The following is a 14,560-nucleotide window of genomic DNA, read 5'->3' as shown; positions in this document are numbered from 1 at the left end:
TACCCCCAGTGCGCCTATACGCTGCCGGGTGCTGCGCCGCCAAATCGGCGCTCTCGTTGTGCAAACGCATTCAGTGCACCTTCAAAAACTTGTTCATCAAAATCAGGCCAGAGAGTATCGGTAAACCAGAACTCCGCGTAGGCGACTTGCCACAGCAGGAAGTTACTGATGCGATGCTCTCCCCCAGTCCTTATTACTAAATCCACAGGAGCCAGTTCATTGAGGCAAAGATAGGGTTCCAGCGTCTCTTCCCCGATCTGATCGGGGCGAAGAAGACCTTCCTGGACCTGCTCTGCCAATTTTCTGACTCCATGGATAATATCCCAACGACCGCCATAATTCGCGGCTATGTTGAGCGTTAGTCCATTATTTTGTTGAGTAAGTTCCTCAGCGCGGCGAATACGTTCCTGCAGACGAGAATTAAAGCGGCTGATATCACCAATAATTCTGAGTCTGACATTATGCTTATGGAGACTTTTTACTTCGCTGTCGAGTGCCCAGACAAACAGCTCCATCAGTGCCAGAACTTCCTGCTGCGGACGGTTCCAGTTTTCACTGCTGAAGGCATACAGCGTGAGCGCATCAAGCTTATTGCTGACGGCGAAGCTGACGGCGCGACGCACGGATTTTACGCCCGCTTTATGGCCGGAAATGCGCAGCTTACCCTGGTTTTTAGCCCAGCGGCCATTGCCATCCATAATGATGGCCACGTGGCGCGGCATCAGCCCCGCCTGGTCATCGGTTTGTAATAAATTTTCGGACGACATAACGCGTAATGATTTCCTTGTTCAGAAATACAACGGCCTGGGAATATTTCACCCGCACAGCACAAGATTCGTGCAAAAAGGGTCAACTCATCCGCTTAATCACGTAGTACCTCTGTTCGGTGGGCGGAGACTATATCATCTCCTCCCGGTGCCCACAAATGGCGGCGCGTGAAATCACGTTACGCCGAACGGGCTGAAAAACGAGGTACCAGAGACGTCGCGAGAGCGCGTGCTTCAGTATCAATAGCGAGTACCGCCTCGACGCTCTGCGGCTCCTGGCTCGACAGTTTTTCCAGTACCGCAACGTTTAAGGCTGCGATATCGGTAAAGCGGATTTGCGATGCCAGAAACGCCGCAACGGCAATTTCATTGGCCGCATTCAGCGCGGTAGTTGCCGCCTGTCCGGCAAGGCTGGCGTCGATAGCCAGCTTCAGACACGGGTAACGCGCATAGTCGGGTTCCGCAAAGGTCAGCGCCTTCATCCGCGTGAAGTCCAGCGGCTGAGCGCCCGAGCTGACACGCTCCGGCCACGCCATTGCATGGGCGATTGGCGTACGCATATCCGGTGACCCCAGCTGCGCAATCACGCTGCCGTCGCGGTAGCGAACCATCGAGTGGATAACGGACTGCGGATGCAGAATGACTTCCATCTGCGCATCCGTGGCGTTAAACAGCCAGCGGGCTTCAATATATTCCAGGCCTTTGTTCATCATGGTGGCCGAATCAACGGAAATTTTTCGTCCCATTGACCAGTTCGGATGCGCACACGCCTGATCTGGCGTTACGCGGCTGAGTTCAGCCAGCGGCGTCTCACGGAACGGGCCACCCGACCCCGTGAGGATAATGCTATCGATGCCATTTTCCTCGAGAGAAGCGTACCCTAACTGCTGCTGTAAGGAAGCAGGCAAACTCTGAAAAATGGCATTGTGTTCACTGTCTATCGGCAGTATCTGCGCCTTTGAGGCGCTGACGGCCTCAAGAAACAGGCGTCCACAGGTGACAAGCGCTTCTTTGTTCGCCAGCAGCACCTGTTTACCCGCACGGATAGCCGCGAGGGTGGGCAGCAGGCCCGCCGCACCGACAATCGCCGCCATCACCTGATCGACATCATCCAGCGAGGCCAGATCGCAGGCCGCCTGTTCACCGCTCAGCACTTCCGTTTTCACGTTCAGGCTCTGCAGACGCAGACGCAGGTCGACCGCGGCCTGCTCGTCTGACATGGCAGCAAAGGCAGGACGAAATTCCAGACACTGTTCAACCATCAGTTCAACATTGCGCCCGGCAACCAGCGCCCTGACGGAAAATAAATGGGGATTAGCACGAATGACGGCCAGCGTACTGGTGCCGATTGAACCGGTCGAACCAAGAATGGTCAATTGCTTCATGAGGCTGCTCTGTGTAGTGACCCGGCACAGGCGGCAACCAGGGAAAGGCAAAACCGCCCTTTGAGGGGATTAATAAACGCAAAACGCCGCCAGACCGGCCGTTCTCGGGAAAGGCGATCTGTACGGCGTTTCATCGGATCATGATGAAATCAGAATTCCATCAGCTCCGCTTCTTTCTCTGCCAGCGCAGCATCAATTTTCTTGATACCCACGTCGGTCATTTTCTGAATATCATCCTGTGAACGACGATCGTCATCTTCACTGATTTCTTTGTCTTTCAGCAACGCTTTCACTTTGTCGTTGGCATCGCGGCGCACGTTACGCACGGACACACGGCCCTGCTCTGCTTCACCACGAACAATTTTAATCAGATCTTTACGACGCTCTTCGGTCAGCGCTGGCAGGGGAACGCGGATATCCGTACCTGCTGACATAGGGTTCAGACCGAGGTCAGAAGACATAATCGCTTTTTCAACGGCATTGCTGATCGAGCGGTCAAACACGTTGATTTTCAGCGTACGGGAGTCTTCTACCGTAACGCTCGCCAGCTGGCGCAGCGGGGTAGCAGAACCGTAGTAATCGACCATGATACCGTCGAGAATAGCCGGCGATGCGCGGCCAGTACGAATTTTACTGATGTTGTTTTTGAATGCTTCTACGCATTTTTCCATGCGTACTTCTGCATCTTTCTTGATGTCGTTAATCACGTTGAAACCCTTGGATTCTGTTTGATCCACCAGCATCCGGCAAAGCCGGAAGCCGTTCAAATATATGTATACACGTCATAATTCAAGCTGCAGGTACGTTGGCTGTACCCACTCACTCCGGTTACACAGTGATTCGTGCTTCCGGTCATTCGCGGCCCTGCCGCAGCTCGAATTATTTAGAGTATGAAGGATAACCCTGACAGGCAGAATATACCTTATCTTAACCATTTTAAATGCAGACTGATATTAATGCGTAATCAGCGTGCCTTCTTTTTCGCCCATCACCACGCGACGCAGTGCGCCAGGTTTGTTCATATTGAACACGCGGATAGGCAGCTGGTGATCGCGCGCCAGGGTAAAGGCCGCCAGATCCATCACTTTCAGTTCCTGATCCAGCACTTCAGTATAGGTCAGCTGTTCATACAGCGTGGCATCCGGGTTCTTCACCGGATCGGCAGAGTACACGCCATCCACTTTGGTGGCTTTCAGTACCACATCGGCTTCGATTTCGATTCCGCGCAGGCAGGCTGCAGAGTCGGTGGTAAAGAACGGGTTGCCGGTACCGGCAGAGAAAATAACCACGCGGTTGTTACGCAGCAGGCTAATGGCTTCCGCCCAGCTGTAGTTGTCGCAAACGCCGTTCAGCGGGATTGCCGACATCAGACGGGCATTCACATAGGCGCGGTGCAGTGCATCACGCATTGCCAGGCCGTTCATCACGGTAGCCAGCATCCCCATGTGGTCGCCTACTACGCGGTTCATGCCGGCCTGTGCCAGGCCTGCGCCACGGAACAGGTTCCCCCCACCGATGACCACACCCACCTGAATGCCCAGTTCAACCAGCTCTTTCACTTCCTGAGCCATACGATCCAGAACGCTGGCATCAATACCAAAGCCTTCTGCGCCTTGCAGTGCTTCGCCACTCAGTTTCAGCAGGATACGTTGATATACGGGTTTTGCATTAGTCGCCATGGTGTTTTTTCCTGGAAGCAATCATCGAAAAAAGGGGTATAAACTGTGCGGTATCATCCTGGAAGCAGGAGAAGAATGCTATTGGGATGAGACTGAAATTGCGCTGCGCCAGAGGCAGGCAAAAAAGAACCGCCGTTTGGCGGTTCCTTTATCGCGATTAAGACTGTTGAGACATGGCAGCAACTTCTGCTGCGAAGTCAGACTCAACTTTCTCAATACCTTCGCCCACTTCAAAGCGGATGAAGTTAACAACGTCAGCGTTATGCTCTTTCAGAACCTGGCCCACGGTTTTGCTTGGGTCGATAACGAAAGGCTGGCCGGTCAGAGAAACTTCGCCGGTGAATTTCTTCATGCGGCCTTCAACCATTTTCTCTGCGATTTCTTTCGGCTTACCGGACTGCATGGCGATGTCCAGCTGAACCTTGTACTCTTTCTCAACCACTTCTGCAGAAACGTCTTCTGGCTTAACGAATTCTGGCTTGCTTGCTGCAACGTGCATTGCCAGCTGCTTAACCAGTTCTTCGTCTGCGCCTTTAGCAGAGATCAGAACGCCGATACGTGCGCCGTGCAGGTAGCTACCCAGCACTTCGCCTTCCAGGGAAGATACGCGACGGATGTTGATGTTTTCACCGATTTTAGCAACCAGCGCAACACGCTCTTCTTCGAACTGTGCTTTCAGCACTTCGATGTCAGTGATTTTGCCAGCAACAGCGGCATCCAGCACTTTGTCAGCGAAAGCCTGGAAGCCCGCATCTTTAGCAACGAAGTCGGTCTGGCAGTTAACTTCCAGAATCACGCTGTAGTCGCCAGCGATTTTGGTTTTGATCACGCCGTCAGCAGCAACGTTGCCTGCTTTCTTAGCGGCTTTGATCGCGCCAGACTTACGCATGTTCTCGATCGCCAGCTCAATGTCGCCGTTCGCTTCGGTCAGTGCTTTCTTACAATCCATCATGCCAGCGCCAGTGCGCTCGCGCAGTTCTTTTACCAGAGCAGCGGTAATGTCAGCCATTCTCTAATCCTCGGTTAGTTAGCATCTGCTGCGGCCCACCCTTCGGCAAGTCCACATCACATGTCTATTTCTCGGGAGATACATTCTGCCTCGCCGATTGTGACAAGCGGCAAAGCGAAGTCGAAAAAATAAAGGGGCCATGAGGCCCCTTACAGATTCACATCTGATTGATAAGGGCTCTGTTAAGAGCAAGCCTTATTACTCAGCTTCAGCGAAGGTTTCTTCTGCCTGCTGAGCCAGGTCCTGAGAGCGACCTTCACGTACAGTGGTAGCCACTGCAGTCAGGTACAGGCTCACAGCACGGATTGCATCGTCATTACCAGGGATAATGAAGTCAACACCGTCTGGATCAGAGTTAGTATCAACGATAGCAAAGACTGGGATACCCAGGTTGTTTGCTTCTTTGATTGCGATGTGTTCATGATCAGCATCAACAACAAACAGTGCGTCTGGCAGGCCACCCATGTCTTTAATACCACCCAGGCTGTTTTCCAGCTTGGCCAGTTCACGGTTGCGCATCAGCGCTTCTTTCTTGGTCAGTTTGTCGAAGGTACCGTCCTGAGACTGAGTTTCCAGATCTTTCAGACGTTTGATTGACTGACGAACGGTTTTCCAGTTGGTCAGCATGCCACCCAACCAGCGGTGGTTAACGAAGAACTGGTCGCAGCTCAGAGCGTGCTCTTTTACCGCTTCGCTTGCAGCGCGCTTAGTACCAACGAACAGGATCTTACCTTTACGGGAAGAGATCTTGGTCAACTCAGCCAGAGCTTCGTTGAACATTGGTACAGTTTTCTCAAGGTTGATGATGTGAACTTTGTTACGAGCGCCGAAGATGAATGGCTTCATTTTCGGGTTCCAGTAACGGGTCTGGTGACCGAAGTGTACACCGGCCTTGAGCATGTCGCGCATGGAAACAGTTGCCATGATTACCTCTAAAATAGTTTGATTGGGGTTAGGCCTCCACGTATCCCATACAACCGACCACAAAAACGTAAACGCTTTTGGGCACCCCGGAGTAAGGTGTCGATACGTGTGTGTTATTTACACAATGTGAGATTTTCGCGTTCTTCGCCGGAGGAAAAACCCACCGAACAAAGAATCGTCGGCGCGCTTTATACCATAAACCCGCCACAGACGCCAACAGTTGTTGCTGGTTTAACCCGCATCGCCGTACCCGCTCCGTTGCCGAAAGGGTATCGCCATAAACGACAATTGGCAGCGTCCGGACGGGCTGTTACCATTACGGTACTTTCTTTATTATTGTCGAATATGACGACAAATGCGGACTTGATGAATGGCAATTTCAATTAAAACACCTGAAGAAATCGAAAAAATGCGCGTGGCCGGCCGCCTCGCCGCCGAGGTTCTTGAGATGATCGAACCTCACGTTAAACCCGGCGTGAGCACCGGGGAGCTGGACCGTCTGTGCCACGATCATATCGTCAACAAACAGCAGGCCGTTTCCGCCTGCCTCGGCTACCACGGCTTCCCGAAATCGGTGTGTATTTCCGTGAACGAAGTGGTGTGCCACGGCATTCCAAGTGACGAAAAAATCCTGAAGGACGGCGACGTGGTCAACATCGACGTCACCGTCATCAAAGATGAGTATCACGGCGATACGTCTACCATGTTTATCGTTGGTAAACCCACCATCCAGGGCGAGCGTCTGTGCCGTGTGACCCAGGAGAGCCTTTACCTGGCGCTGCGCATGGTGAAGCCGGGCATTCGCCTGCGTACCCTCGGCCGTGAAATTCAGAAGTTTGTTGAAGCCGAGCAGTTCTCGGTGGTGCGCGAATACTGCGGCCACGGTATCGGTAAGGGCTTCCATGAGGAACCCCAGGTTCTGCACTACGATGCTGATGACGGCGGCGTGGTGCTGCAGGCCGGCATGGCGTTCACTATCGAACCGATGGTGAACGTCGGTGATTACCGCATCCGCACGATGAAAGACGGCTGGACGGTAAAAACCAAAGATCGCAGCTTGTCCGCACAGTATGAACACACTATTGTAGTAACGGAAAACGGCTGCGAAATTATGACGCTGCGTAAAGATGAAACCCTTCCGTCCGTTCTGACGCACGAAGGCTAATCGCCATAAAATCGACCCTTACAGTGAGTCTGAAGCCGGCATCCGCCGGCTTTTTAATGTCTGCAGTAATCTGTCCGGAGCGGTGAAATGAGTAAAGATGTGACCCAAGCCAGCACGCTGAAAATATTAACCAAATCGCCCATACTCTGGGAAGATGCTGAAATCACTCGCGAATTCCTGAAAAATCATCTGGATAACTTTCAACAACATCTTGCCGGTGCCTTCGATGCAGGGCAGGATGCTGAAAGCCTGATTGCCGCACGCACGCTATTCATTGACCGCCTGCTGCGCCGTCTGTGGCGCTTCTTCGGCTTTCCGGAAAAAGAAGGTATCGCGCTGGTGGCAGTGGGCGGCTACGGGCGCGGTGAGCTGCATCCGCTCTCCGACATCGACGTACTGATCCTCAGCCGCAAACCGCTTTCCGATGCCGATGCCCAGCGCACCAGCGAGCTGCTGACGCTGATGTGGGATCTTCGGCTTGAGGTCGGCCACAGCGTGCGTACGCTGGAAGAGTGTCTGCTGGAAGGGCTGTCAGACCTGACCGTCGCCACCAACCTGATTGAGTCGCGCATGCTGACCGGCGATCTGGCGCTGTTCCTTGAGATGCAGAAAAACGTATTCAGCGACGGTTTCTGGCCCTCCGACCGCTTCTTCGCCGCAAAAATTGGCGAACAGCAGGAGCGCCATAAGCGCTATCACGGCACCAGCTACAATCTTGAGCCGGATATAAAAAGCAGCCCCGGCGGCCTGCGCGACATCCACACTCTGCTGTGGGTGGCCCGCCGCCACTTCGGCGCAACGTCGCTGGATGAGATGGTTGGCTTTGGCTTTCTGACCCAGGCGGAACGCAATGAGCTTAACGAATGCCAGAGCTTCCTGTGGCGGATCCGCTTCGCCCTGCACCTGACACTGACCCGCTACGATAACCGCCTGCTGTTCGATCGCCAGCTTAACGTTGCCCGGCGTCTTAACTATCAGGGCGAAGGCAATGAGCCGGTCGAGCGCATGATGAAGGATTTCTTCCGCGTGACCCGCCGGGTGGGCGAGCTGAACCAGATGCTGCTTCAGCTGTTTGATGAAGCTATCCTGGCCTTGCCCACTGACGAAAAGCCGCGGCCTGTCGATGATGATTTTCAACTGCGCGGCTCACTGATCGATCTGCGTGATGAGACGCTGTTCAACCGCGAGCCGGAAGCGATCATGCGCATGTTTTACACCATGGTGCGCACGCCCAAAATCACCGGTATCTACTCTACAACCCTGCGCCATCTTCGCCACGCCCGGCGCAACCTGAAACAGCCGCTGTGTACTATCCCGATTGCGCGCGAGCTGTTTATGTCGATTCTGCGTCATCCGGGAGCGGTCAGCCGTGCGCTGGTGCCGATGCATCGCCACAGCGTGCTGTGGGCCTATATGCCGCAGTGGAGCAACATCGTCGGGCAGATGCAGTTCGATCTGTTCCACGCCTATACGGTTGATGAACACACCATCCGCGTGCTGCAAAAGCTGGAGAGCTTTGCGAACGAAGAAACCCGCTCCCTTCATCCTCTCTGCGTGGAGCTGTGGCCGCGCCTGCCGCAGCTGGAACTGCTGCTGATGGCCGCCCTGTTCCACGATATCGCTAAGGGGCGCGGCGGCGACCATTCGATTCTCGGCGCGCAGGATGCGCTGGAGTTTGCCGAAATGCACGGCCTGAACTCGCGGGAAACCCAGCTGGTTGCCTGGCTGGTGCGCCATCACCTGCTGATGTCGGTCACCGCCCAGCGTCGGGATATTCAGGACCCCACGGTTATCCAGCAGTTTGCCGAAGTGATGCAGAACGAAAACCGCCTGCGTTATCTGGTCTGTCTGACCGTCGCCGATATCTGCGCCACCAATGAAACCCTGTGGAACAGCTGGAAGCAGAGCCTGCTGCGCGAATTGTTCTTTGCCACCGAGAAGCAGCTGCGCCGGGGCATGGAAAACAGCCCCGACCTGCGCGAGCGGGTGCGTCACCATCGCCTGCAGGCGCTGGCCCTGCTGCGGATGGATAATATTAACGAAGAGGCGCTGCATCAGATCTGGGGCCGCTGCCGCGCCGACTACTTCCTGCGCCACACGCCGAACCAGCTGGCCTGGCATGCGCGGCACCTGATGAAGCACGACCTTGACCAGCCGATGATCCTCGTCAGCCCACAGGCGACGCGCGGCGGCACCGAAATTTTCATCTGGAGCCCGGACCGCCCCTATCTGTTTGCCGCCGTTGCCGGTGAGCTGGATCGCCGCAACCTGAGCGTGCACGATGCGCAGATCTTTACCAGCCGTGACGGTATGGCGATGGATACCTTTATCGTGCTGGAGCCGGACGGCAGCCCGCTGTCGGCGGACCGGCATGAGCTGACCCGCCACGCGCTGGAACAGGCAATCACCCAGAGCAGCTGGCAGCCGCCGCGTGCCCGTCGCCAGTCGGCGCGGCTGAAGCACTTTAACGTGGATACCGAGGTCAACTTCCTGCCGACCCACACCGACCGCCGCACCTACCTTGAACTGATCGCCCTCGATCAGCCGGGGCTGCTGGCCCGCGTAGGGGAAGTTTTTGCCGACCTGAATATTTCACTACACGGCGCACGGATCAGTACGATTGGGGAGCGGGTAGAGGATTTATTTATCCTCGCCAACAGCGATCGGCGGGCATTAGATGCAGAAATGCGCGAAGTGCTGCAACAACGGTTGACAGAGGCCCTTAATCCAAACGATAAAGTGTGACCCGGATTTACTTTTTAACCTCGCCACTCCGTAAAGCCTTATAAACCGCATTGTTATGTTGTTTAACGGGATGGCAGAACCAGGAAAGCAGACACCATGCAACAGTTACAGAATGTTATTGAAGCGGCCTTTGAGCGCCGTGCTGACATCACCCCAGCAAATGCTGACACCGTTACCCGCGAAGCGGTTAATCAGGTTATCGCTCTGCTGGACAGCGGCGCCCTGCGTGTAGCAGAAAAAATTGACGGCCAGTGGGTGACGCATCAGTGGCTGAAGAAAGCCGTTCTGCTCTCTTTCCGCATCAATGACAATCAGGTAATTGATGGCGCAGAGAGCCGTTACTACGACAAAGTTCCGATGAAATTCGCTGACTACGATGATGCGCGCTTCAAGAAAGAAGGCTTCCGCGTCGTGCCGCCAGCGGCAGTTCGTCAGGGTGCCTACATTGCCCGCAATACCGTGCTGATGCCATCTTACGTCAACATCGGTGCCTATGTGGATGAAGGCTCAATGGTGGATACCTGGGCGACCGTGGGTTCATGCGCGCAGATCGGTAAAAACGTACACCTGTCTGGCGGCGTGGGCATCGGTGGCGTACTGGAGCCGCTGCAGGCTAACCCAACCATCATCGAAGACAACTGCTTTATCGGTGCGCGTTCTGAAGTCGTGGAAGGCGTGATCGTAGAAGAAGGTGCGGTGATCTCCATGGGCGTTTACATCGGCCAGAGCACCAAAATCTATGACCGCGAAACCGGTGAAGTTCACTACGGTCGCGTGCCAGCCGGTTCAGTGGTTGTTTCCGGCAACCTGCCGTCTAAAGACGGCAGCTACAGCCTGTACTGCGCGGTTATCGTGAAGAAAGTTGACGCGAAAACCCGTGGCAAAGTCGGTATTAACGAGCTACTGCGTACCATCGACTGATTCCTCTGCGGGCTGCTTCGGCGGCCCGTAATCTTTTCTTTACGCTTTTTCGTTACACAACCGCTTTTTTGCCTTTCACCAGATAGTGATATTGCGCACATTCCAGGCGTATAATCCGCGCCAGTTAATTCCAGTATTAATTTTAAACGATCCTGACTGTTTCAGATGCATCCTTCGGATACACCGTAGTTTGAAACACACGAGCTAAGTGAAGACAAGGCGTAAGCGCGCAGCCACCGCAACGTATCAAGTACGTGAGGAAGGCCAGCTCTGCACAACGCAGTAGTCACGACGCGCAGCCGGATCGTCACCTAACTTATAAGGAACCAATGCTATGTATGACAATTTAAAAGGTCTCGGTATTACCTCGCCTGAAGATATCGATCGCTACAGCCTGCGTCAGGAAGCGAATAACGACATCCTGAAAATCTATTTCCGTAAGGATAAAGGCGAGTTCTTTGCCAAAAGCGTCAAATTTAAATATCCACGCCAGCGTAAAACCGTGGTGGCCGATAACGCCAGCCAGGGCTACAAAGAAATTCAGGAAATCAGCCCGAACCTGCGCTATGTGATTGATGAACTGGATCAGATCTGCCAGCGCGATCGGGTTGAAGTCGATCTGAAACGCAAAATCCTTGACGATCTGCGTCACCTGGAAAGTGTGGTATCGAATAAGATCGCTGAAATCGAATCTGACCTGGATAAGCTGACCCGCGGCGGTCGTTAATTCATTGCGTTCAGCAGAATAAAAAAAACGGTGCTATCAGATAGCACCGTTTTTTTTATTGTCCGTCAGCGACGGCCGGATAACCGACCGTCGCTCAATCACTACTGCATCAACAGATAAATACTGCTGTCGCCGCGCTGAATATTCAGCGCCAGCACGGACGGTTTCGCATCCAGGATTTTACGCAGCTCGCCCAGATTGGTAATCGGCTGCTGGTTAACCCCGAGGATCACATCGTCTTTCTTCAGACCGATGCGCGCGGCGGCCGAACCGGCTTTCACGCTGTCGACCTTCACGCCCTTCACGTTTTTACTGTCGTAGTTGCTCAGTGCAGCACCTTCCACGCCGGTGTAAATCGTGCCGGAATCCACCTTCACGCCCGCACCCTGCTGCAGCTCAACGTTCACCGTTAGCGGTTTGCCATCGCGGATCAGGCCCAGTTCCATCTTCGTGCCTACCGGCAGCGATCCGACTTCAGCGCGCAGCGCGGCAAAGCTGGAGATCGGCTTTTTGTTCAGGGAAACAATCACGTCACCGGCCTTCACCCCGGCCTGCGCCGCAGAGGACTTCGGCAGTACCTGGCTGACGAACGCACCGCGCTGGGCATCCACTTTCATTGCCTTCGCCAGTTCGGAGTTCAGCTCGGTACCCATAATCCCCAGCTCACCGCGTTTCACCTGGCCGAACTCAACCATCTGGCCGGTCAGATTTTTCACCATATTACTTGGGATAGCGAAACCGATACCGATGTTACCGCCGTCCGGTGCCAGAATCGCAGTGTTAATCCCGATCAGTTCGCCGTTGAGGTTAACCAGCGCACCGCCGGAGTTACCCCGGTTGATGGCGGCATCGGTCTGGATAAAGTTTTCATAGTTTTCAACGTTCAGGCCGCTACGGCCCAGCGCGGATACAATGCCAGAGGTCACGGTTTCGCCCAGACCATATGGGTTACCGATAGCCACGGTGTAATCCCCTACGCGCAGGCTGTCGGAGTCGGCAATTTTCACTGCGGTCAGGTTTTTGGCATCTTTCAGCTGGATCAGCGCGATATCAGAGCGCGGATCTTTACCGATGACTTTCGCGTCATATTTACGGCCGTCGCTCAGCTGAACCAGAATTTTAGTGGCGTTATCCACCACGTGGTTGTTGGTGACCACATAGCCTTTAGCGGCATCAATCACCACGCCGGATCCCAGCGCACGGAATTTTTGCTGCTGGGTGTCATCCCCGCCCGCACCGCCACCACCCTGGCCGCCCTGGCACATTGGCGAACTCTGGAACGGTGAACCGTCCTGGCAGAAAGGAGAATTATCGCCAAAGAACTGCTGGAACTGCTGAGGCAGACGTGGAGTACGTACCGTCGTGCTGCCTTCAATATTGATGCTGACAACGGAAGGCATGACTTTTTCCAGCATCGGTGCCAGGCTTGGCAGCTGCTGAGTCGACGTGGATGATGACGCGGTTTCAGCGGCACTGGCGGTAACAGGGTTCATTGCCAGTCCAATGCTGAAGGCCAGTGCGCTTAGTACTAACGTTGTTTTTTTCATTCGTTGGATTCTCAAGTGATTCAGTTAAGTAACCATTGCTGCGGTCGTGTCATTGAGATTAATTTTTTAGCGCGAAGTTCATGTTTGAATATTGATGAAAAGTAAAAAAGTATTGTCCATCTTTACAAAACTCATCACCGGTCTTTTTTATTCTACCGCCATCAGGCGGCGGTACTCATCCCAGGCGTACAGGTCAGTCATTCCGCTAATGTAGTCCTGTAACAGACGGGCGCGATAATAATATTCCCAGATTTCAGTCTCGGCGGGTGTTTTATCCAGCCGTTCAACCGCTTCATTATAGGCCTGGCGAAAACGGGTGGAGAGCTTGTGAAAAAGCCGGGTTTCGATCGGATATCCTTTCAGATAATCTTTTTCCACCAGCTCGCTGAATTCCTGCTGCGTGAGCTGTAGCAGCGGCCGGTAGATATCCAGCAGCCCGCTGATTACCCGGTATCCCTGCAGCTCCAGCTGTTCAACCTCGGGATGGTTAAAGACATGACTAAAAGCGACTTTTTTGAAGATATCCAGCAGCAGGCTGTGCGGGCTACCGTCCTCCAGCAGGGCTTCATTAAATTCGCCGTGATACACCGCCGGCAGATTATCGATAAAACGGCTTGCGGCATGCGGCACCAGCCGCGAAACGGTGTTGACCCGTAGGTACATAAAGAACTGGTCTTCGTTACTGCGGCTGGACCGCGGACTGCGCGACTTTTCCAGCGCAACGGTAATCACCTCAGAAAACAGGTCGCCGGGCTGATGTTGCGGCCAAAGTCGATATAAATGGTCGTAAAGCTGCTCAACGGTGAAAATGTTTTTTTCTACCGCATCTTCCAGATCGGCAACGCAGTAGGAGATATCATCCGCCGCCTCCATAATATAGGTGAGCGGAAAACGGCAATGTGACTCTAAATCTAATTCCTTCCGCAAAGTTGCGACATATTCTTCTTCTGCAAGATAATAACCCGGCTTCTTCATCAAATAACGATGGCTGGCGGGAATATCGCCGGTAAACCAGGCCGGGCGCGTATATTTTAAAATACAGCCGACCTGCGCCCACGTCAGGTTCATTTTCATCAGGGTATGCACCATGCGGATCGCCTGCGCATTGCCCTCAAAGTGGGATAAATCTTGACGAATCTTTGCACGCAGCGGGTCAAGATCGTCGTCTTTACTGCGTAAAACCGCCACCTCACAGCGATCGGCCGCCGCGCTCTGCGGCTGCCAGCCCGCATCCAGCCGCTGGCCGAACCAGTCGTTAATGGCCGACTCGCCGAAATGACCAAACGGCGGGTTGCCGATATCGTGCATCAGACAGGCCATCTCAACGATGCTTTCAAACGGCCCGGTCAGCTGCGACAGCCCCAGCGGCTCAAGCTGCCCCTGTTCCTTCAGCCGGGTGAGCACCTCTTTGGCAATATAGCGGCCAACCTGCTGCACCTCCAGCGAGTGCGTCAGGCGGGTGCGCACCGCGGCGTTACGCTCCAGCGGAAAAACCTGGGTTTTCTGCTGCAGGCGACGGATGGCCGCCGAGTTCACGATCCGCCCGCGATCGCTTTCAAAAATACGCAGGACTTCATGCTCGTCCTTCTCGCCTTCATAAGGTCGATAGCAGCGCTGCCAGTTAATTTTTTTGCGAAAGTCGATCCCGGTCATCCGGTGTTCCCTGTTATTTCCATCATGTTGCCATGATA

13 protein-coding genes are annotated in these 14,560 nt (G+C 54.2%); 5 read left to right on the top strand and 8 right to left on the bottom strand.

What is annotated here, in order from left to right:
* Positions 1–14: 14 nt before the first annotated feature.
* The 6 genes from ispU to rpsB form a co-directional block, all read right to left on the bottom strand.
* On the bottom strand, positions 15–767 hold the full coding sequence (gene ispU, locus PGH32_RS19170) for a (2E,6E)-farnesyl-diphosphate-specific ditrans,polycis-undecaprenyl-diphosphate synthase (RefSeq protein ID WP_314421006.1): 753 nt from the start codon (positions 765–767) through the stop codon (positions 15–17).
* 179 nt (positions 768–946) lie between these two features.
* On the bottom strand, positions 947–2,152 hold the full coding sequence (gene ispC / locus PGH32_RS19165) for a 1-deoxy-D-xylulose-5-phosphate reductoisomerase (protein ID WP_314421008.1): 1,206 nt from the start codon (positions 2,150–2,152) through the stop codon (positions 947–949).
* A 149-nt stretch (positions 2,153–2,301) separates the two neighbouring features.
* Entirely contained in the window at positions 2,302–2,859 is a 558-nt protein-coding gene (frr, locus tag PGH32_RS19160; RefSeq protein WP_314421648.1) for a ribosome recycling factor, read from the bottom strand.
* Between the two features lie 246 nt (positions 2,860–3,105).
* Complete coding sequence (gene pyrH, locus PGH32_RS19155) at positions 3,106–3,831, bottom strand: UMP kinase (protein ID WP_105595442.1); 726 nt, start codon at positions 3,829–3,831, stop codon at positions 3,106–3,108.
* Between the two features lie 157 nt (positions 3,832–3,988).
* Complete coding sequence (gene tsf / locus PGH32_RS19150) at positions 3,989–4,840, bottom strand: translation elongation factor Ts (protein ID WP_314421010.1); 852 nt, start codon at positions 4,838–4,840, stop codon at positions 3,989–3,991.
* A gap of 198 nt (positions 4,841–5,038) precedes the next feature.
* A complete protein-coding gene (rpsB, locus tag PGH32_RS19145; RefSeq protein WP_148050401.1) occupies positions 5,039–5,764 on the bottom strand; it encodes a 30S ribosomal protein S2 in 726 nt (241 codons plus the stop codon).
* 96 nt (positions 5,765–5,860) lie between these two features.
* Here rpsB and PGH32_RS19140 point away from each other — a divergent pair, with 96 nt between their 5' ends.
* The 5 genes from PGH32_RS19140 to PGH32_RS19120 all read left to right on the top strand — a co-directional run bounded on the left by PGH32_RS19140 (position 5,861) and on the right by PGH32_RS19120 (position 11,322).
* Positions 5,861–6,151, top strand: coding sequence for a hypothetical protein (locus PGH32_RS19140; RefSeq protein ID WP_337894856.1), 291 nt, complete (start codon positions 5,861–5,863; stop codon positions 6,149–6,151).
* Positions 6,135–6,929, top strand: a complete 795-nt coding sequence (map, locus tag PGH32_RS19135) for a type I methionyl aminopeptidase (RefSeq protein WP_314421020.1) — start codon at positions 6,135–6,137, stop codon at positions 6,927–6,929. The genes PGH32_RS19140 and map overlap by 17 nt, the downstream gene beginning before the upstream one ends.
* 87 nt (positions 6,930–7,016) lie before the next feature.
* Complete coding sequence (glnD, locus tag PGH32_RS19130; RefSeq protein ID WP_314421021.1) at positions 7,017–9,674, top strand: bifunctional uridylyltransferase/uridylyl-removing protein GlnD; 2,658 nt, start codon at positions 7,017–7,019, stop codon at positions 9,672–9,674.
* Positions 9,675–9,770: 96 nt separating this feature from the next.
* Positions 9,771–10,595, top strand: coding sequence for a 2,3,4,5-tetrahydropyridine-2,6-dicarboxylate N-succinyltransferase (dapD, locus tag PGH32_RS19125; protein WP_314421022.1), 825 nt, complete (start codon positions 9,771–9,773; stop codon positions 10,593–10,595).
* A 334-nt stretch (positions 10,596–10,929) separates the two neighbouring features.
* The gene (locus PGH32_RS19120) at positions 10,930–11,322 is read left to right on the top strand and encodes a DUF3461 family protein (protein WP_314421023.1); all 393 of its coding nucleotides are present in this window, start codon (positions 10,930–10,932) and stop codon (positions 11,320–11,322) included.
* A 101-nt stretch (positions 11,323–11,423) separates the two neighbouring features.
* Here the strand turns inward: PGH32_RS19120 and degP are convergent, their stop codons facing one another.
* Both degP and dgt read right to left on the bottom strand, forming a co-directional pair.
* A complete protein-coding gene (gene degP / locus PGH32_RS19115) occupies positions 11,424–12,869 on the bottom strand; it encodes a serine endoprotease DegP (protein WP_314421024.1) in 1,446 nt (481 codons plus the stop codon).
* Between the two features lie 147 nt (positions 12,870–13,016).
* A complete protein-coding gene (dgt, locus tag PGH32_RS19110) occupies positions 13,017–14,522 on the bottom strand; it encodes a dGTPase (protein ID WP_337894855.1) in 1,506 nt (501 codons plus the stop codon).
* Positions 14,523–14,560 lie beyond the last annotated feature (38 nt).

This window comes from Erwinia sp. SLM-02, assembly GCF_037450285.1.
Classification (GTDB): Bacteria; Pseudomonadota; Gammaproteobacteria; order Enterobacterales; family Enterobacteriaceae; genus Erwinia.
Note: the sequence above shows the minus strand (reverse complement) of the source record. Positions and strands in the feature narration are given on the sequence as shown.

Bases quoted from the DNA above. Each gene is read 5' to 3' on its own strand.
- ispU (WP_314421006.1), bottom strand. From the start codon at position 767: ATGTCGTCCGAAAATTTATTACAAACCGATGACCAGGCGGGGCTGATG.
- ispC (WP_314421008.1), bottom strand. From the start codon at position 2,152: ATGAAGCAATTGACCATTCTTGGTTCGACCGGTTCAATCGGCACCAGT.
- pyrH (WP_105595442.1), bottom strand. From the start codon at position 3,831: ATGGCGACTAATGCAAAACCCGTATATCAACGTATCCTGCTGAAACTG.
- tsf (WP_314421010.1), bottom strand. From the start codon at position 4,840: ATGGCTGACATTACCGCTGCTCTGGTAAAAGAACTGCGCGAGCGCACT.
- rpsB (WP_148050401.1), bottom strand. From the start codon at position 5,764: ATGGCAACTGTTTCCATGCGCGACATGCTCAAGGCCGGTGTACACTTC.
- map (WP_314421020.1), top strand. From the start codon at position 6,135: ATGGCAATTTCAATTAAAACACCTGAAGAAATCGAAAAAATGCGCGTG.
- glnD (WP_314421021.1), top strand. From the start codon at position 7,017: ATGAGTAAAGATGTGACCCAAGCCAGCACGCTGAAAATATTAACCAAA.
- dapD (WP_314421022.1), top strand. From the start codon at position 9,771: ATGCAACAGTTACAGAATGTTATTGAAGCGGCCTTTGAGCGCCGTGCT.
- PGH32_RS19120 (WP_314421023.1), top strand. From the start codon at position 10,930: ATGTATGACAATTTAAAAGGTCTCGGTATTACCTCGCCTGAAGATATC.
- degP (WP_314421024.1), bottom strand. From the start codon at position 12,869: ATGAAAAAAACAACGTTAGTACTAAGCGCACTGGCCTTCAGCATTGGA.
- dgt (WP_337894855.1), bottom strand. From the start codon at position 14,522: ATGACCGGGATCGACTTTCGCAAAAAAATTAACTGGCAGCGCTGCTAT.